This window comes from Bradyrhizobium sp. USDA 4472 (assembly GCF_054058595.1).
Genome location: NZ_JBSSAM010000001.1, coordinates 4,879,304 through 4,898,267, shown reverse-complemented (window position 1 = coordinate 4,898,267; position 18,964 = coordinate 4,879,304). Strand labels below are relative to the sequence as shown.

The window sequence follows — 18,964 nt, the reverse complement described above, 5'->3', positions numbered from 1 at the left end:
GATGGCAGATGGATCGATCGGACTCTGGACTGTCCCCCTCGCCGTGCTCGGCGGCGCCATTCGCGTTTCCACGCCCTTCCTGTTCGTCAGCCTTGGCGAATGCATCACCGAGCGCTCGGGTCGCATCAATCTTGGCCTGGAAGGCACGCTTGTGATGGGCGCGATGAGCGCCTATGGCATTTCCTATCTCACGGGATCGCCTTGGCTCGGCGTGCTCGCCGCCGGCATCACGGGTGCACTGCTGGGCGCGCTACATGCCGGCATCTGCTCGTTGCCGCGCGTCAACGACGTCGCGGTCGGCATCGCGTTGATGCTGTTCGGCACAGGCCTTGCGTTCTATCTCGGCAAGCCGCTGATAGAGCCCACCGCGCCACGCCTGCCCGCCATCGATTTCGGCTGGTGGAGCGACATCCCGCAAGTCCGCGCCGCCCTGCGCGTGAACGTCCTGTTCCTGATCGGTGTCGCGCTCGCACCCACCCTCTATTGGGCCTTCCGCATCACGCGCTGGGGCCTGCTGATCCGGACCGCCGGCGAAAGTTCGGATGCGGCGCGCGCGATGGGCCACTCCGTTCTCCTGATCCGCCTGCGTGCGACGATGGTCGGCGGCTTCCTTGCCGGCATCGGCGGCTCGTTCCTGTCGTTGTTCTATCCCGGCAGCTGGAACGAGGGCCTGTCATCGGGCCAAGGCATCACCGCCGTGGCGCTCGTGATCTTCGCCCGCTGGGATCCGCTGCTCTGCCTGTGGGCTTCGCTCGCCTTCGGTGGCGCCGCAGCACTCGGGCCGGCGCTGCAATCCGTCGGCGTGACTTCAGGCTATCACCTCTTCAACGCGGCTCCTTACGTCCTGACGCTGGCGATCATGATCATCACCTGCTCGCCGAAACGCACGCTGACCGGAGCCCCGGCCGAACTGTCGATCACCCGCTAGAGAGCCCATCATGCCCGAGCGCACCATCAAGTCCGAGCCTTATGCCTGGCCCTACAACGGCGATCTCCGCCCGCAGAACACCGCGCTCGTCATCATCGACATGCAGACGGACTTCTGCGGCATTGGCGGCTATGTCGACAAGATGGGCTATGATCTCTCGTTGACGCGGGCGCCGATCGAGCCGATCAAGAAGCTGCTCGCGGTCATGCGCGCCCAAGGCTTTCACATCATCCATACCCGCGAAGGTCATCGCCCGGATCTCTCTGATCTTCCCGCCAACAAGCGCTGGCGCTCCCGCCAGATCGGCGCCGGCATCGGCGATCCCGGCCCCTGCGGCCGCATCCTGGTGCGCGGCGAGCCCGGCTGGGACATCATCGAGGAGCTCGCGCCTCTGCCGGGCGAGCCCATCATCGACAAGCCCGGCAAGGGCTCGTTCTGCGCGACCGATCTCGAATTGATTCTGCGCGTGCGAGGCATCGAGAACATCGTTCTCACAGGCATCACCACCGACGTCTGCGTCCACACCACCATGCGCGAGGCCAACGATCGCGGCTTCGAATGCGTGCTGCTGCACGATTGTTGCGGCGCGACCGACAAGAGCAACCACGATCATGCACTCAAGATGATCAAGATGCAGGGCGGCGTGTTCGGCGCGGTCTCGACGTCGGACGCTTTCATCGGAGCGATTTCGTGATCATCGGCGAGCAGCCTCCGCCCTCGGGCGCCTTCGGTGTCGACGCCGTCGCCATGACCATGCGCTTCGGTGACTTCCTGGCGCTCGACAATGTCGAGCTGAAGGTACGACCAGGGTCGTTCCACGCGCTGCTCGGCGAAAACGGGGCCGGCAAATCGACGCTGGTTAAATGCATCATGGGCTACTATCACGCGACCAAGGGCGACATTCTCGTCGGCGGCCGCGAGCAGGCCATCACCAATCCGAAGGACGCCCACGCGCTTGGCCTCGGCATGGTCTACCAGCATTTCACGCTGGTGCCGGCCATGACCGTTGCCGAAAACCTCGTGCTGGCGCGCGACCACGTGCCGGCCGTGGTGAACTGGCCAAAGGAGATGAAGGAGCTCGAGGCTTTCCTGGCGCGCATGCCTTTCAAGGTGCCGCTCTCGGCAAAGGTCTCCGACATCTCCGCTGGCGAACGGCAGAAATGCGAGATCCTCAAGCAGCTCTATCTGAAGCGCCGCTTCCTGATCCTGGACGAGCCGACCTCGGTGCTGACGCCAGCAGAGGCCGACGAGGTGCTCGGCATGCTCCGCGACATGGTCGTCAAGGGCGAGCTGACCATCCTGATGATCACGCACAAGTTCCGCGAGGTCATGGCGTTCGCCGATGAGGTGACGATCCTGCGCCGCGGCAAGCTCGCCGGTGCCGGCAAGGTCTCCGAGCTCACGCCCGATGCGATGGCGCGCACCATGATCGGCGCCGAGGAGCTGACGGTCCAGCCGCCGCGGACCGGCGAAACGGGGACGGTCAGGCTGGCGCTGGAGAAGCTCCGCGCACTCGATGATGCCGGCGCGATTGCTGTGCATGACGTTACACTCACCGTGCGCGCCGGTGAGATCGTCGGCATCGCCGGCGTCTCCGGAAACGGCCAGCGCCAGCTCGTCGAGGTCTTGGCCGGCCAGCGCGAGGCGGAGGGCGGCGAAATCCGCGTCGCCGGCGATCCCTATCACGCCAGCCGCGAGGAGATGCGGCGTCACAAGATGTCGCTGCTGCCGGAGGAGCCGCTGAAGAACGCCTGCGTCGGCGGCATGAGCGTTGCCGACAACATCGCCTTCCGCGAGTTCGACCGCGCGCCCTTTGCCAGCGGCGGCTGGTGGCTCAACCGTGGCGCCTTTCGCGACGATGCCAGGAAGAAGATCGGCCAGTACAAGATCAAGACCCGCACGCCGGACACGCCGATCTCGGCACTTTCGGGCGGCAACGTCCAGCGCGCCGTGCTCGCACGCGAACTCGCTGGTGACGTCGAGGTCCTGATCGCGGCCAATCCCTGCTTCGGCCTCGACTTCGCAGCCGTGGCGCAGATCCACGCAGAAGTCATGGCCGCACGCAACCGCGGCGCCGCAGTCTTGCTCGTCAGCGAGGATCTCGACGAATTGCTTGAGCTGTCTGATCGACTGGTGGTGATGTTCCACGGTGAATTCGTGTATGAAGCCCGTACCAGCGAAGCCGATCTCACCGAGGTCGGGCGGCACATGGCGGGACACTGAGAGCGGAGGCGCCATGGACGGCGTGAGCGACGAACACTTCCTGCGTCTGTCCTTCGCGGTCGCCCGCCGCTCCTTCACCCACGGCAATCATCCATTCGGCTGCATCGTCGTCGATGCCGACGGCAAGGTGCTGATCGAAGCCGAGAACGGGTACATGCCTGACCATGACGGCACAGCACATGCCGAGCGCCTCGCGGCAACCCAAGCCTGCCGCACGCTGAGGCGCGAGGTGCTGGCATCAGCCTCACTCTATTCCTCCGCCGAACCCTGCGCGATGTGTTCGGGCGCTATCTACTGGGCCGGCATCGGCCGCGTGGTCTACGGCCTCGGCGAGCACCGCCTGCGCGGCATCACCGGCAATCATCCGGAGAACCCGACGCTCGACCTGCCCTGCCGCGATGTCTTTGCCAGTGGCCAACGGCCGACCGAAGTGGTGGGGCCGTTGCTCGAAGACGAGGCCGCGGCGCTGCACGACGGCGTGTGGGCGAAGTAGGTTCTCCAAAAAATCGAAAACAACCCCATACACAGTAGAAGCGCGACAGCTCGCCGGCACGAGGCCGCTGCGGAATTTCTTCGTATTTTTCGAATATCGCTTGATGCGTCGGGCAAAACAGTGGCATGATGCCATGATCGCACATTTGAAAACGCGGCTAGCCAGTCGCCGAAGGCGATGCCCGTAGGATGGGTTGAGCCCTTGCGAAACCCATCGCACCTGTTTCGTGGTAACGTCGCGCCATGACCGCGTACCGTCGCAACTTCGTTCCGGGTGGATGCTGTGACGCCGATTTCGCGACGCGCTGGCAGTTGATCAAGTCCGCTTTCTCACGCCGCCTGCCGTCAATCGAACGGATATCCCAAAGCCGCTCGGCCAAGGGTGAACGCGGCATCTGGCAACGCAGATATTGGGAGCACACCATTCGCGACGAAAACGATTTCGTGCGGCACGTCGATTACGTTCACATCAACCCCGTCAAGCATGGGCTCGTCGACCGGGTGCGCGACTGGGCCGCGTCGTCGTTTCATCGTCACGTGGAGCTGGGCAATTATCCGGCCGATTGGGCGGGCGATTTCTCGGATGATGTCCGCGACTACGGAGAGCGGAGATAGAGTAGCGATGGGTTTCGCAAGGGCTCAACCCATCCTACGAAATTGGCGTGGGCCGGTTCCGCCCCGGCGCCCACGCTGCTACCAGAACAACGATCCCGAGTACCCCGTTATTCCCAGCCATCCAAAGTACAAATTGACAAACAAAATTGCTCCCCATACCGCCCCGACCACTGCCACGATGAGCAGCCTTGACATCGGACTCGCGATAGCGCCGACACTGAAATAGCACATTGTCAGACAAATAATACAAAGCGCCCAGGACGCCAAACCCACACGTCCGTAAACACCGATCGAATATGCATCAGACGTGATAAGATGCGGGTAGCTGATTTTGAAGAAACGCCAAGTCCAGTATAGCGAAAGCGCCAAACTGAAATAGGCCAAAGCCGCCTTGACCAGTAAGGCCGGATTCATCACGATCTCATTTCAGCCCGTAGGATGGGTTGAGCCCTTGCGAAACCCATCGCGCTTGTTTCGTGGTAACGTCGCGCCATGACCGCGTACCGTCGTAACTTCGTTCAGGGTGGATGCTTTTTCTTCACCGCCAATCTGGCGGAGCGAAAGCTATCGTTGCTGACGGAACATGTCGAGTTGCTGCGTGCGGCGTTTCGGGAGACGCACCGGCGTCATCCATTCACGATCGAGGCAATCGTGATCTTGCCCGATCACCTTCACACCGTCTGGACGCTGCCCGAAGGTGACGCCGATTTCGCGACGCGCTGGCAGTTGATCAAGTCCGCTTTCTCACGCCGCCTGCCGTCAATCGAACGGATATCCCAAAGCCGCTCGGCCAAGGGTGAACGCGGCATCTGGCAACGCAGATATTGGGAGCACACCATTCGCGACGAAAACGATTTCGTGCGGCATGTCGATTACGTTCACATCAACCCCGTCAAGCATGGGCTCGTCGACCGGGTGTGCGACTGGGCTGCGTCGTCGTTTCATCGTCACGTGGAGCTTGGCAATTATCCGGCCGATTGGGCGGGCGATTTCTCGGATGATGTCCGCGACTACGGAGAGCGGAGATAGAGTAGCGATGGGTATCGCAAGGGCTCAACCCATCCTACGGGCTACGGAGAGCGGAGATAGAGTAGCGATGGGTTTCGCAAGGGCTCAACCCATCCTACGGCTACGTTGCCCTCGGGCTATGCTGCCAAGCGCCGTATCGGCTCGATGAAGACGAATGGTTCGGGGCAATGGGTGGCGTTCACGCAAACCGGGGATGATTTCGTTTGGGCGACGACGACTACGGATTACTCCAACTCGCCCATATCAAATCAGACGTTGACCCTGACTCTCAACGTCCCGACTGGCGCTGTGGTAAAGTCCAATATCAGGGTGCAGTCCAGCCCGTAGGATGGGTTGAGCCCTTGCGAAACCCATCGCACTTGTTTCGTGGTAACGTCGCGCCATGACCGCGTACCGCCGCAACTTCGTTCAGGGTGGATGCTTTTTCTTCACCGCCAATCTGGCGGAGCGAAAGCTATCGTTGCTGACGGAACATGTCGAGTTGCTGCGTGCGGCGTTTCGGGAGACGCACCGGCGTCATCCATTCACGATCGAGGCAATCGTGATCTTGCCCGATCACCTTCACACCGTCTGGACGCTGCCCGAAGGTGACGCCGATTTTGCCATGCGTTGGCGGTTGATCAAGTCCGCTTTCTCACGCCGCCTGCCGTCAAACGAACGGATATCCCAAAGCCGCTCGGCCAAGGGTGAACGCGGCATCTGGCAACGCAGATATTGTGAGCACACCATTCGCGACGAAAACGATTTCGTGCGGCATGTCGATTACGTTCACGTCAACCCCGTCAAGCATGGGCTCGTCGACCGGGTGTGCGACTGGGCTGCGTCGTCGTTTCATCGTCACGTGGAGCTGGGCAATTATCCGACCGATTGAGCGGGCGATTTGTCGGATGATGACTGCGACTACGGAGAGCGGAGATAGAGTAGCGATGGGTTTCGCAAGGGCTCAACCCATCCTACGGCTACGTTGCCCTCGGGCTATGCTGCCAAGCGCCGTATCGGCTCGATGAAGACAACCCGACACAAGCCGCGCAAGCTTCGCAGCGCGCGGTTGAAGTCGAGGCCGGTCGACACGAGCGCGTGGCGTTTAGGTCGGCCAAGGCGTTCTCGTACCGGCCACACCGTCTCGTGCAATGGGAGTAAAAGTGGTGGGCACGCCCCTCCCGGCGGCGGCTCTCCCGAACACGAATGGCGCCACGCATCCCTGCGCGGCGCCACTCGATCCTGAAGTGTCGGCTCGATCAGAACTTCACGGTGACGCCGCCATAGACCGTGGACTCGGTGCAGCTGTTGGTGCTCTGGCCGGTCGCGGCGACGGTGCAGACACCAGCCATGGCGTTGTGGTCGAGGCCGAACTTGTTCTGCCAGTAGCGGTAGGCGACCCAGAGGTCGACGAAGTGCGAGTACTTGTCACCCCAGGCGGCCTTCGACGCGTCGAACGTCAGACGGATCGGCTCGCTGTTCAGCTCGGTCTTGGAGGCGGTTGAGAACCGGCCGATGCCCGAGAGCGCGGGAAGACCGTTCGAATCGCCCTTCGGGCCGTACCAGCCGGCGCGCCCGCTGATCGACCAGAACTGCATGTTCGGCGGCAGGAAGCCGAGGTCCATGTAGTAGTTGATTTCGACCGCCCAGGTCGGACGATAGCTGACATTGCCATCCGAATTACAGGTCACGCCGGCAACACCCGCACCGAACAATCCGCATTGCGTGAACGCGTTGTGATTCAGGAACTCCCAGTACACCAAGGGCGCGACGTCGATGTAGCCCTTGTACGGAAGGTCGAAGGCGAACTGCAGACCGGCGACGACGTCGCGCTTGGCGGGCGCCAGGAAGTTGTTCTCGGTATTGGCGTCCATCCCGACTTCAAACGAGACGTTGTGCAGTGGGCCCGCGGTGAAGGTCTTGGTGTTGAACAACTCATTCCAGCCAAAGGTCGAGCGGAACAGGCCGTAGATCTCGGTCGCGCCAGCGCAGTCGGCGGCGCCGCCGGTGATCGTCACGCCCGGTGCGGTGCAGGGCGAGGCGGGATCATTATGACCCGACTTGAACATCGAGATCGTGAAGAAGTTGGTGCCGTAGGCCCAGGCATCGAAATGGGTGAAGGAATAGACCTGTTTTGCGGTGGTGCCGTTGATGCTGCCATCCGGGCGGGTGCTCCACATGCCGGGGTCGGTGCCCTTCGGCATCCAGGAGAACGACACGCGGTCGTCGATCACCAGGAAGAACGGAAGGTCAGGCGCTTTCTTGGCGGCCTTGACCGGCAAATCCGCCGCGAGAGCCCAGCCACCGTTGGCCAGCGTAGCAAGTGACAGCACCGTTGCTGCCATTGCCTTGAAACGAAACGACATCCTGAATACCCCCAAGTTTGGACACGTAAAAATCAACGTCCCTTGGGTGCGACACTTGCGCCGATGTCCCGGAGTGAGAAGCCTCAACTTTTTTCAAGGCATGCCGCATGTTTCGGCAATGAGTGACGATTCAGCGCGGGAATCTCAGGGTTCTTGCGTGTCGATGCCGCGCAGGATCGGCAACGCAATGCCAAACATTCCCGGTTGATTTCGTTTGCGTTTTATCCCGACCGAGCGACGCAAATGCCAATGCTGGCAACGGCTGTCGTGGAGAACCCGCCTTGCATACGCAAGCTGGCGCGATCTTGCTCAACATCACGTCAAGCCTGCCCAGTGGGTTCCGATTTGCTCTAAACCGTCACAAATTTGCAACAGGCCTCGCCTGCAGGCTACGCCGCAACGGTCTCCGGCCCGTCACCAGGAAGGAATTTTGGTCCGACGACGACCGCGACTCGCGGCTACCGGCCGTGCCGAAGCGTTAAGCAAGGGATGACGCTTTTTCACACCTTACGCGGCGGTTTAAACTAGCCCACTATTGAGGCAATTCGTCCCATGCCAGCGTATCAGCGAATGTTAGATCCGACCCCTAACGGCCCGCATTCCGGCGAGTCCCCGTTGCTCACGACGGTCGGGCTCACCAAGCGGTATGGAGACTTCCTCGCCAACGATTCGATCGACATCGACGTCTGGCCGAACGAAATCCATGCGCTGCTGGGCGAGAACGGGGCCGGCAAATCGACGTTGGTGAAGGCGATCTATGGGCTGATCCAGCCCTCTGCCGGGGAGATCCGCTGGCGGGGCGAACGAATCGTGCTGTCCGGCCCCTCGGAGGCACGCAGCCGCGGCATCGGCATGGTGTTCCAGCACTTCTCGCTGTTCGACAATCTCACCGTCGCGGAGAATGTTGCGCTCGGCCTCGACGGCAGCGAATCCTTCAGGGACATGTCGGCGCGGCTTGAGCAGGTGTCGAAGACCTACGGCCTGCCGCTCGATCCCAAGCGCCAGGTCTGGCAACTGTCGGTCGGCGAGCGCCAGCGTATCGAGATCGTCCGGGCGCTGATGCAGGACCCGAAATTCCTGATCCTGGACGAGCCCACCGCGGTACTGACGCCGCAGGAGGCCGACCAGCTCTTCGTCGTGCTGGAGCGCCTCAAGGCCGAAGGCCGCGCCATCCTCTACATCAGCCACAAGCTCGAAGAGGTGAAGCGGCTCTGCGACACCGCGACGATCCTGCGTGGCGGTAGGAAGATCCAGACCTGCAATCCCAAGCGCGAGACCGCCGCCTCGCTCGCACGCATGATGGTCGGCGGCGAGATCAGGGAAGTGAAGGCGGCCGCCGGCCGTCAGACCACGATCCCGCGGCTGGTCGTGAACGACCTCTCGCTCCCGCCCGACCAGGCACACGGGGTTCGGCTCGAGCATATCTCGTTCGAGCTGAAGGGCGGCGAGATCCTCGGCATCGCCGGCGTCGCCGGTAACGGCCAGGATGAATTGTTCGCAGCACTGTCCGGTGAGCGGCTGTCGAACGATCCCGGCACGGTGGTGATCGAAGGGATCGCCGCCGGCCACCTCTCGATCACCAAGCGCCGCAAACTCGGTGCCGCCTTCGTGCCCGAAGAGCGGCTCGGCCACGGCACCGCGCCCCGCATGAAGCTGTCCGAGAACGCGCTGCTCACCGGCCACGCCGCCAGCGGCATGGTCCATCACGGCTTCATCGACACGGCAGCGACGCTGCAGACCGTGGACAAGGCGACCGAGACGTTTGACGTTCGCAAGGCCAAGCGCGATCCGGAAGCGGCATCCCTCTCCGGCGGTAATCTGCAAAAATTCATCGTCGGCCGCGAGATCCTGCGCAGTCCGGCCGTGCTGGTGGTCAGCCAGCCCACCTGGGGCGTCGATGCCGGTGCTGCCGCCGTCATCCGCCAGGCCCTGCTTGATCTCGCGACCGCAGGCGCCGCGGTGCTGGTGACCAGCCAGGATCTCGACGAGCTCGCCGAGATCGCCGACCGCATCGCCGTGATGTTCCACGGCCGGCTATCGGCTCCGCTCGCGGCAAGCGAAGCGACGCGCGAGAAGCTCGGCCTGCTCATGGGCGGCAGCAGCCTCGAGCCGAGGGAGGCCGCGCATGCACTTGGTGCTTGAGAAGCGCACTGAGCGCTCCAACACGATCGCGCTGGTCTCGCCGTTGATAGCGATCGGCCTGACGATCGTGACCATGACCATCCTGTTCGCGATCCTCGGCAAGAATCCGCTGCTGGCGTTGCAGGCCTATTTCGTCGCGCCCTTGACCGACGGCTATTCGCTCCAGGAGATCGCGGTGAAGGCGACGCCGCTGGTGATGATCGCGATCGGACTGTCGCTCTGCTATCTCGCGAACGCCTGGAACATCGGCGCGGAAGGCCAATTCCTGATCGGAGCGGTTGCCGGAAGCTGGATTGCGGTGAAGACTCAAGGCACCGACGCCGGCGCCTGGGTTCTACCTGTGATGCTCGTGCTCGCGGCTGCCGCAGGCGCGCTCTATGCGCTGATCCCGGCGGTCTGCAAGGTGAAGTTCGGCGCCAGCGAGATCCTGACCAGCCTGATGCTGGTCTATGTCGCCGACCTTCTGCTGGACTATCTCGTCCGCGGTCCCTGGCGCGATCCGAACGGCTTCAACTTCCCGACCACGGCCGATTTCGATCCGGTCGCAACGGTGCCGGTGCTGATCGAGGGGGGCCGACTGCACCTCGGCGCGATCATCGCGCTGCTGGTGGTCGCCGCGGCCGCGATCCTGCTCGGGCGCACCATCAAGGGCTTCGAGATACGCGTGGTGGGCGCCGCCCCGCGCGCCGCGCGGTTCGGCGGCTTCAATGCCAACCAGCTGGTCATCCTGACCTTCGCGGTATCGGGCGCGCTGGCCGGCCTTGCCGGCATCATCGAGGTCGCGGGCCCGGTCGGACATCTCCAGCCGGGCATCTCGCCGGGCTACGGTTTCACCGCGATCATCGTCGCCTTCCTCGGCCGGTTGAATCCGCTTGGAATATTAATTGCAGGCCTTTTTCTCGCACTGACCTTTATCGGCGGTGAGCAGGCGCAGATCGCAATGAAGATTCCGCTGGACGTCACCAAGGTATTCCAGGGCATTTTGCTGTTCTACGTGCTCGCCTGCGATTCCCTTATCCTCTACCGCTTCAAGCTCGTCTTCCCGAACCATCAGGTGGCCCGTGGAGCTGGTTGAAGCCATCATCCTGTCGGTGCTCGCCGCATCGACGCCGCTCCTGATCGCGGCAACCGGCGAGCTCGTGACCGAGCGCTCAGGCGTGCTCAACCTCGGCGTCGAGGGCATGATGATCGTCGGCGCCGCCTGCGGCTTTGGTGGCGCGTGGCTCACCGGATCAATTTTCATCGGCGCGCTGTTCGGCATCGTCGCCGGAATACTGATGTCGCTGATCTTCGCGCTGATGGCGCTCGGGCTTGCCGTCAACCAGGTCGCGACCGGGCTCGCACTCACGATCTTCGGCGTCGGACTGTCCGGACTGATTGGCGCAGGCTTCGTCGGCGAACGCATCTCGCCGGCGGAGCATCTCAACATTCCCGGCCTCACCGAGATTCCGCTGATCGGCCATGTGCTGTTCGGCGAAGACGGCTTCGTCTATTTCTCCATCGCGCTCATCATCGGCGCCTGGTGGTTCCTGTATCGAACACGCGCGGGATTGATCCTTCGCGCCTGCGGCGACAACCACGTCTCCGCACATGCGCTCGGCTATCGCGTGCTGCGCATTCGCACCTTCGCCGTGATGTTCGGTGGCGCCTGCGCCGGGCTGGCTGGCGCTTATCTGCCGCTCGCCTACACACCGTTCTTCATTCCGGGCATGACCGCCGGCCGCGGCTGGATCGCGCTGGCACTGGTCGTGTTCGCGTCCTGGCGGCCGGGCCGCCTCGTGGTCGGCGCCTATCTGTTCGGCGCGGTGACGATCCTGCAACTGCATGCGCAAGGTTTTGGCGTCGGCATTCCCTCGCAATTCATGTCGGCGCTGCCGTACCTCGCGACCGTCATCGTGCTGGTCCTGCTCTCCCGTGCGCGCACCGGCGGCTCGACCGCCCCGGCCGCGCTCGGCACCGTGTTCGTGCCTGACCGCTGATTTCGTTTTCGCAGCGTGCGCGATGGGGCGCGCATGTTGCGGATTGTAGCTTTCCCCTGATGCTTGGAGATTGATGATGAGGAAATCACTTCTTGCGCTCGCTGCCGGCCTTCTGCTTGCCGGAAGCCTCAGCGCAGCGTCCGCCGCCGACAAGCTGAAAGTCGGATTCATTTACCTTGGCCCGATCGGCGACCTCGGCTGGACCTACCAGCATGAGCTGGCCCGCCAGGCGCTGGTGAAGGAGCTGGGCGACAAGATCGAGACCACCTATCTCGAAAACGTCCCCGAAGGTCCCGACGCCGAACGCGCCATCGAGCAGCTCGTCCGTGCCGGCAACAAGCTGATCTTCACGACCTCGTTCGGCTACATGGACCCGACACTGAAGGTCGCCAAAAAATACCCGAACGTGCATTTCGAGCACGCGACCGGCTACAAGCGCGACAAGAACATGTCGACGTATTCGTCGAAATGGTATCAGGGCCGCTACATTCAAGGCCTGATCGCGGCCAAGATGTCGAAATCGGGCGTGCTGGGCTATATCGGCTCATTCCCGATTCCGGAGGTCGTCTCCGGCATCAACGCGACGATGATCGCGGCGCAGACCATCAACCCGAACATCAAGGTCAAGATCATCTGGGCCAACACCTGGTTCGACCCGGGCAAGGAGGCCGACGCCGCCAAGGCGCTCATCGACCAGGGCGCCGACGTGATCATGCAGCACACGGATTCGCCGGCCGCCATGCAGATCGCCAGCGAGCGCGGCAAGCTCGCTTTCGGTCAGGACTCGGAGATGATCAAGTTCGGGCCCAAGACGCAGCTGACGTCGATCCTCGACACCTGGGGTCCCTATTATATCGAACGCGTCAAGGCCGAGCTCGACGGCACGTGGAAGTCCGAGGACACCTGGGGCGGCCTCGACAGCCACATGTTCGCGATGGCCCCCTATACCAACATGCCTGACGACGTGAAAAAGATCGCCGAGGATGCCCAGGCGGCCATCACTGCCGGCACTCTGCATCCGTTCAAGTGCCCGCGTAGTTGGGCAAGATGGCAAGGAGATCGAGTGCAAGGGCGGCGCCAATCTCGCCGACGGCCAGATCCTCGGCATGAACTTCTACGTCAAGGGCATCGACGACAAGCTTCCGGGCAAGTAGCACGCTTCTTGCTTTCACCAGATGACCTGCTCCTCCCGGAGGAGGTTCGGAGGGGGTGGTCAGAAGCACCCGGCACTTGTGGTCGCCCCCTCCTACTATTTTCCTAGACTATCCCGCCTGCATCGAGCGCGCCGCGGCGCTATGCCGGCGGATCAGATCCGCGACGTCCAGTCCCGGAAGCGCGCCGTCGATCACGGCCCATTTCCCCGCCACCATCACCCGATCGGCGCGATGCGCCCCGCACAACACCAGTGCGGCCAGGGGATCGCCATGACCGGAGAAGCGCAGCTCGTCGAGCTTGAACAGCGCCAGGTCGGCCGCCTTGCCAATCGCGATCTCGCCGAGTTCCGGACGGCCGACGCAAGCCGCCGAGCCCTTGGTGGCCCAGCGCAGCGCATCCTTGTGGCTGACCTTGCTCACGCCATAGCGGGCCCGCTGCAGCAGGAAGGCGGCGCGCACCTCCTGAATCAGGTTCGATCCGTCATTGGAGGCCGAGCCGTCGACACCGATGCCAATGCCGACGCCAGCCTCTTCCATCTCGCACACCGGGCAGCAGCCGGAGGCCAGCAGCTGATTGCTGCACGCGCAATGGCTGATGGTGGTCCTGGCTTTGCCGAGCCGCTTCATCTCCCCAGCGTTGAAAAAGATGCCGTGGGCAAGCCAGGTCCGCGCATTGAGCCAGCCGCATTGTTCGAGATAGTCGAGCGGGCGGCAGCCGTACATCTGCTGGCAGAATCTGGTCTCGTCCTCGGTCTCGGCGAGATGGGTGTGCAGCCGGACATCGAGCTTGTCGGCGAGAGCGGCGGTGGCGCGCATCAGCGACGTCGTCACCGAGAACGGCGAGCAAGGGGCGAGCGCAATCTGCACCATCGCATCCGGGCCGCGCTGGTGGTGCTTCGCCACCACGCGAGCACTGTCGAAGAGGATGGTGTCCTCGTCCTGCACGACGCTGTCAGGCGGCAGGCCGCCGTCGCGCTGCGACAGGTTCATCGAGCCGCGCGTCAGCAGCACCCGCATGCCAAGCCGCTTTGCGACGCCGACCTCGATATCGACGGACTCTTCGAGTCCCACCGGGAAGACATAGTGATGATCTGTCGTCGTGGTGCAGCCCGAGAGCAGCAGCTCCGACATCGCGACGGTCACGCCCAGCTCCAGCGATTCGGGCGTCAGCTTGGCCCACACCGGATAGAGCGCCTGAAGCCAGGGAAACAGCTCGCGGTCCATCGCCGCCGGCAGCGCCCGCGTCAGCGTCTGGTAAAAATGATGGTGGGTGTTGATGAGACCCGGCAGCACGACGTGTCCGCCCGCATCGAACACGGTGACGTCTGCGGTTGCAGGCGTGCCGCCTGTGGGCACGAGTTCAACGATACGGCCATCCCTCACGACGATCCCGCGCCCTGCACCATCGGCGAGGATCGCCAGGGGATCCCTGATCCAGATCGGCTTTGGGTCACTCATGCGCCTGCTTCTCCTGACATTCGCTGAGGCGCCTGCAACGCAGGGGCCAGCCCGAGAGCGCGATTACCGCGAGCTGTTGTGCCACTTCTTGTTGCCACTTGGCGCTGGTCTTGCAAGACTTTCCCTTCAGTCAAATCACCGGCGCAGGCATTATCGCGGCCATGGACTTGAATACCATCACAGCGGTCTCCCATCCGCAAACGCGCACCGAACTGCCCATTTGGACGCCGGGTGATGCCTGGCTCGCCGGCGGCACCTGGTTGTTCTCGGAACCGCAGACCCACCTCACGCGGCTCGTCGATCTCACCGATCTGAAATGGCCGGCGCTGGCGATCACGAGCAGCCACCTCAGCATCGCCGCCACCTGCACGATCTCGCAACTCGATGCGCTCGCTTGCCCGGCAGAGTGGCTCGCGGCCCCGCTGATCGGCCAATGCTGCCGCGCCTTTCTCGCCTCCTTCAAGATCTGGAAGACGGCGACGGTCGGCGGCAATCTCTGCATGTCGCTGCCAGCAGGGCCGATGATCTCGCTCACCACGGCGCTCGATGGCGTCTGCACCATCTGGAAGGCCAGCGGCGGCGAGCAGCGGATTCCGGTCGCCGAGTTCGTCACGGGCAATCAGCGCAATCGCCTGTCGGCGGGCGACCTGCTGCGACAAATCGATGTTCCGATCGCAGCGCTGAAGCGCCGCTCCGCCTTTCGCCAGATCTCGCTGGCGCCGGCCGGCCGCTCCGCGGCCCTTCTGATCGGAAGCCTCGACAGCAAGGGCGCGCTGAAGCTGACCGTAACCGCGTCGACCGTCCGCCCGATCCAGATCTCGTTTCCTGGGTCGACCGATGCCAGCGCGCTTCGCGCCGCGATCTCGGCGGAGATCACCGACGATCTCTATCATACCGACATTCATGGCAAGCCGCTCTGGCGCAAGCACATGACGCTGCGGCTCGCCGAGGAGATCCGTGCCGAGCTCCTGGGATCAACGCCGCCATGAGCTTCGAGATCAACGGCACGACATTCCCGCAAGCGCCGCGCGCCGGCCAATGCCTGCGCACGTTTTTGCGCGAACTCGGCCATTTCGGGGTGAAGAAGGGCTGCGACGCCGGCGATTGCGGGGCCTGCACCGTGCTGATCGACGGCGAGCCCGTGCATAGCTGCCTGATCCCCGCGTTTCGTGCGGAGGGACGCGCCATCACCACGATCGAAGGTCTCGGTGGCGACGACGGTGCGCACCCGATGCAGCGGGCCTTCCTCGAGGCGCAGGGCTTCCAATGCGGCTTCTGCACCGCCGGCATGATCCTCACCTGTGCCGCGCTGAACCAGGCCCAGCGCACCGATCTCGGCGCCGCGCTGAAGGGCAACATCTGTCGCTGCACCGGCTATCGTTCGATCGAGGACGCGATCCAGGGCAAGACCAACATCGCGGAGCGCGTCGAAGCCGGCGACGCGTTCGGCCGCAGCCTGCCCGCGCCCGCGGGCCCCGAAATCGTCCGCGGCACTGCGCGCTATACGTTCGACACTGCGATCGGCGACCTTCTGCATATCAAGCTGCTGCGCTCGCCGCACGCGCACGCCAGGATCGTTTCGATCGACAGATCCGCGGCGATGGCTGTAGCAGGCGTGCACGCCATCCTGACGCATGAAGATGCGCCTGCGGTGCTGTTCTCGACGGCGCGGCACGAGAAGGACTGGATGGACCCCGAGGACACCCGCATCCTCGACGATGTCGTCCGCTTCGTCGGCCAGAAGGTCGCGGCTGTCGTCGCTGACAGCGAAGGCGCCGCCGAGGAGGCCTGCCGCCTGCTGAAGGTCGTCTACGAGATCTTGCCCGCGTTGATCGATCCGGAGCAGGCGGTGATGCCGGGCGCGCCGCTCGTCCATCCTGACAGAACCAGCGCGAACCGCGTCGCCGATGCGCGGCGCAATCTCGTCGCGGAGATACATGGCGAGTTTGGCGACGTCGCTTCGGCGCTGTCTGCATCCGCCGTCACCTTCGATGCGACCTTCCACAGCCACCGCGTACAGCATGCGGCGCTGGAGACCCATGGCGGACTTGCCTGGCTCGACGACGCTGGCGTGCTCAACGTCCGCACCTCGACACAGGTCCCGTTCCTGACCCGGCGCGCGCTCTCGAACATCTTTGAGCTTCCCTTGGACAAGGTCCGCGTGTTCTGCGAGCGCGTCGGCGGTGGTTTTGGCGGCAAGCAGGAGATGTTCGTCGAGGATATCCTGGCGCTGGCGGCGCTGAAGACCCGGCGTCCCGTCAAGCTCGAGCTCACGCGCGAGGAGCAGTTCATCGCGACCTCGACGCGACATCCGATGCGGGTCCACATCCAGGCCGGCGCCAATGCCGACGGGAAGCTCACGGCATTGCAGCTCGACGTGCTCTCCAACACGGGCGCCTACGGCAATCACGGCCCCTCCGTGATGTTCCACGCGGTGGCCGAATCCATCGCCGTCTATAATTGCCCGAACAAGCGCGTCGACGGCTTCGCCGTCTACACCAACACGGTGCCCGCAGGCGCGTTTCGCGGCTATGGCCTGCCGCAAGCCCTGATCGCGGTCGAGGCCGCCATCGACGAACTGGCGAAGCAGCTCGGCATCAGCCCCTATGACATGCGCCGCCGCAATATCGTCAGGCCCGGCGATCCCATGCTGTCGCCACCGGCGTCCGACGATCACGATGTGCTCTATGGTTCCTACGGTCTCGACCAGTGCATCGACCTCGTCGAGCGCGCGATGCAGGCGGATACGCAGCAGCCCGAATTGTCGCCGGAATGGCTGACCGGCGATGGCATTGCGCTGAGCATGATCGACACCGTGCCGCCCGCCGGGCACATCGCCGATGCGACGGTCGCGCTCAACGACGACGGCGGCTTCGATCTCACCGTCGGCACCGCCGAGTTCGGCAACGGCACCAGCACCGTGCACCGGCAGATCGCTGCGACCGTGCTGGCGACCACCGTCGACAGGATCCGCCTGCGCCAGTCCGACACTGCCCATGGCGGCCACGACACCGGCGCTTACGGCAGCACCGGCACGTTCGTGGCCGGCAAGGCGACCCAGGCCGCGGCCATGCAGCTTGCGGAAGAGTTGAAGGCGGCGGCCGCCGGCGCGTGGCTCTGCGATGCCGCGAGCTGCACGCTCGAAGCCGAATTCGTCGTCAGCGGCGCGCGGCGAATGTCGTTTGCCGAGCTGGCGAAGCTCGCGCGCGAGGCCGGTCGTCCGCTCGCGGCGCAGGGCAATTCCGCGGGAACGCCACGTTCCGTCGGCTTCAACGTGCATGGCTTTCGCGTCGCCGTGAACACCGGCACCGGCGAGCTCAGGATTCTCAAGAGCGTGCAGGCCGCCGATGCCGGCGTTGTTGCCAATCCCATGCAGTGTCGTGGTCAGGTGGAGGGCGGCGTTGCTCAAGCCCTCGGGGCGGCCCTCTATGAGGAGATGGTGGTCGACGCAGAAGGCCGCGTCGCCAATCCCAAATTCCGAGACTACCATCTGCCGTCCTTCGCGGACGTGCCGCGCACGGAAGTGTTGTTCGCCGAGACCTCGGACACGATCGGACCGTTGGGCGCCAAGTCGATGAGCGAGAGCCCGTATAACCCCGTGGCCGCCGCGCTCGGCAACGCGATCACGGATGCCACCGGCATCCGCTTCACCGCGCCGCCGTTCAAGCCGGATCGGCTGTTTCCGGCGCTGCACGACAAGTTCGGCGATCAGCTCCCGCGATAGGTCGAATAGCTCCACGGCGTGACCAGCAGCGGCACGTGGTAGTGTCCCTCGGGTTCGCTGATCGCGAACCGCAGCGGGATCTCGTCGAGGAAGGGCGGATCGGGGAGCTGCACGTTACGCTCGGCGTAGTACTTGGCGAGGCTGAAGCGGAGCTCATAGCGGCCGATCGGCAGCGGACGCCCGCCGATCAGGGGCTGGTCGGTGCGGCCATCCGCGTTGGTGACCGCGCGCGCGATGACGCGGCTCTCGCCGAGCGCGGCGAGCTCGACCAACTCGACGGCAATCCCGAGCGCGGGCTTGCCGGCGTGATTGTCCAGCACATGGGTCGAGAGCCGGCCGTGCACTTTCAAGTGGTCGTCGGCGATGACGAGCTGATCGAGCCGCAGCGCCGAGATGCGGCCGATCTCCTCGATCGCGCGACGCATCTCGGTCTTGGCAATATTGCGCAAGCGCGTCTCGAAATCGCGCAGAATGGAATCCTTGGTGTGACGCCGCACGCAAACGATATAGGGGATGCCGAACTTGTCGCGGTAGGCATTATTGACGCGCTCGAACGCCGAATATTCGGCCTCCGACAGGCGATCGAGGCCCGCGCTGTTCTGCTCGTCGGTCGATTCCGCCGTCAGGCCCGCTGCGCGCTGCGTCTTGTTGGCGAGATCGGGATGCGCCCGGATCAGGTCCAGCTGCACGTCAGGTTCGGCAGCCTGGATCGCCGCCATCAGCGCGGCATGCAGCTGGTTGATACCGGCAAACGGCCGCTGCGCCGCGAGCTGCGCCGCAATCCAAGGCGAATATTCGACGACATTGGCGAGGGCGGCGACGAAATCCGCCCGACTTGCGGCGTTCAGCTCGGCGAGCCGGATCTGCGACATCTC

Annotated in this window: 15 protein-coding genes and 2 pseudogenes; 13 read left to right on the top strand and 4 right to left on the bottom strand. The window is 63.9% G+C overall.

What is annotated here, in order from left to right; translation table 11 throughout:
* The first annotated feature begins 1 nt into the window (after nt 1).
* The 5 genes and pseudogenes from ACVWZ4_RS22805 to ACVWZ4_RS22785 form a co-directional block, all read left to right on the top strand.
* The gene (locus ACVWZ4_RS22805) at nt 2-928 is read left to right on the top strand and encodes an ABC transporter permease (RefSeq protein WP_456735844.1); all 927 of its coding nucleotides are present in this window, start codon (nt 2-4) and stop codon (nt 926-928) included.
* Nucleotides 929-938: 10 nt separating this feature from the next.
* A complete protein-coding gene (gene biuH / locus ACVWZ4_RS22800; protein ID WP_456704778.1) occupies nt 939-1,622 on the top strand; it encodes a biuret amidohydrolase in 684 nt (227 codons plus the stop codon).
* A complete protein-coding gene (locus ACVWZ4_RS22795) occupies nt 1,619-3,151 on the top strand; it encodes an ABC transporter ATP-binding protein (protein WP_456741248.1) in 1,533 nt (510 codons plus the stop codon). Before biuH ends, ACVWZ4_RS22795 begins: the two co-directional genes overlap by 4 nt.
* 13 nt (nt 3,152-3,164) lie before the next feature.
* Nucleotides 3,165-3,644, top strand: coding sequence for a nucleoside deaminase (locus ACVWZ4_RS22790; protein ID WP_456741247.1), 480 nt, complete (start codon nt 3,165-3,167; stop codon nt 3,642-3,644).
* A gap of 284 nt (nt 3,645-3,928) precedes the next feature.
* Nucleotides 3,929-4,258: pseudogene (locus ACVWZ4_RS22785) on the top strand (REP-associated tyrosine transposase); the annotation flags it as partial.
* A gap of 78 nt (nt 4,259-4,336) precedes the next feature.
* Here the strand turns inward: ACVWZ4_RS22785 and ACVWZ4_RS22780 are convergent.
* A complete protein-coding gene (locus ACVWZ4_RS22780; RefSeq protein WP_456741246.1) occupies nt 4,337-4,672 on the bottom strand; it encodes a hypothetical protein in 336 nt (111 codons plus the stop codon).
* Nucleotides 4,673-4,750: 78 nt separating this feature from the next.
* On the opposite strand from ACVWZ4_RS22780, the gene ACVWZ4_RS22775 reads away from it, so the two are divergent.
* Together ACVWZ4_RS22775 and ACVWZ4_RS22770 are read left to right on the top strand one after the other, a co-directional pair.
* A complete protein-coding gene (locus ACVWZ4_RS22775) occupies nt 4,751-5,287 on the top strand; it encodes an REP-associated tyrosine transposase (protein WP_456741245.1) in 537 nt (178 codons plus the stop codon).
* Nucleotides 5,288-5,669: 382 nt separating this feature from the next.
* On the top strand, nt 5,670-6,158 hold the full coding sequence (locus ACVWZ4_RS22770; protein WP_456741244.1) for an REP-associated tyrosine transposase: 489 nt from the start codon (nt 5,670-5,672) through the stop codon (nt 6,156-6,158).
* 367 nt (nt 6,159-6,525) lie between these two features.
* Here ACVWZ4_RS22770 and ACVWZ4_RS22765 read toward each other — a convergent pair whose 3' ends face one another.
* A complete protein-coding gene (locus ACVWZ4_RS22765) occupies nt 6,526-7,632 on the bottom strand; it encodes a hypothetical protein (protein ID WP_456704783.1) in 1,107 nt (368 codons plus the stop codon).
* A gap of 570 nt (nt 7,633-8,202) precedes the next feature.
* Between ACVWZ4_RS22765 and ACVWZ4_RS22760 the strand changes: the two genes are divergently transcribed.
* The 4 genes and pseudogenes from ACVWZ4_RS22760 to ACVWZ4_RS22745 all read left to right on the top strand — a co-directional run bounded on the left by ACVWZ4_RS22760 (nt 8,203) and on the right by ACVWZ4_RS22745 (nt 12,907).
* Nucleotides 8,203-9,774: an ABC transporter ATP-binding protein gene (locus ACVWZ4_RS22760; RefSeq protein WP_456741243.1), complete on the top strand. Its 1,572-nt coding sequence runs from the start codon at nt 8,203-8,205 to the stop codon at nt 9,772-9,774.
* A complete protein-coding gene (locus ACVWZ4_RS22755) occupies nt 9,758-10,849 on the top strand; it encodes an ABC transporter permease (RefSeq protein ID WP_456735847.1) in 1,092 nt (363 codons plus the stop codon). Before ACVWZ4_RS22760 ends, ACVWZ4_RS22755 begins: the two co-directional genes overlap by 17 nt.
* The gene (locus tag ACVWZ4_RS22750) at nt 10,836-11,753 is read left to right on the top strand and encodes an ABC transporter permease (RefSeq protein ID WP_456704786.1); all 918 of its coding nucleotides are present in this window, start codon (nt 10,836-10,838) and stop codon (nt 11,751-11,753) included. The genes ACVWZ4_RS22755 and ACVWZ4_RS22750 overlap by 14 nt, the downstream gene beginning before the upstream one ends.
* 76 nt (nt 11,754-11,829) lie before the next feature.
* Nucleotides 11,830-12,907, top strand: a pseudogene (locus ACVWZ4_RS22745) (BMP family ABC transporter substrate-binding protein).
* A gap of 108 nt (nt 12,908-13,015) precedes the next feature.
* On the opposite strand, the gene ACVWZ4_RS22740 reads toward ACVWZ4_RS22745, so the two are convergent.
* Nucleotides 13,016-14,365 carry an 8-oxoguanine deaminase gene (locus ACVWZ4_RS22740; RefSeq protein ID WP_456741242.1) on the bottom strand — a complete coding sequence of 450 codons (1,350 nt, stop codon included), beginning with the start codon at nt 14,363-14,365 and terminating at the stop codon, nt 13,016-13,018.
* Between the two features lie 161 nt (nt 14,366-14,526).
* Between ACVWZ4_RS22740 and ACVWZ4_RS22735 the strand changes: the two genes are divergently transcribed.
* Nucleotides 14,527-15,354 carry an FAD binding domain-containing protein gene (locus ACVWZ4_RS22735; protein WP_456741241.1) on the top strand — a complete coding sequence of 276 codons (828 nt, stop codon included), beginning with the start codon at nt 14,527-14,529 and terminating at the stop codon, nt 15,352-15,354.
* On the top strand, nt 15,351-18,089 hold the full coding sequence (locus ACVWZ4_RS22730; RefSeq protein WP_456741240.1) for a molybdopterin-dependent oxidoreductase: 2,739 nt from the start codon (nt 15,351-15,353) through the stop codon (nt 18,087-18,089). The genes ACVWZ4_RS22735 and ACVWZ4_RS22730 overlap by 4 nt, the downstream gene beginning before the upstream one ends.
* Here ACVWZ4_RS22730 and uraD read toward each other — a convergent pair.
* Nucleotides 18,074-18,961, bottom strand: coding sequence for a 2-oxo-4-hydroxy-4-carboxy-5-ureidoimidazoline decarboxylase (gene uraD / locus ACVWZ4_RS22725; protein WP_456741239.1), 888 nt, complete (start codon nt 18,959-18,961; stop codon nt 18,074-18,076). The genes ACVWZ4_RS22730 and uraD overlap by 16 nt on opposite strands.
* Nucleotides 18,962-18,964: the final 3 nt, after the last annotated feature.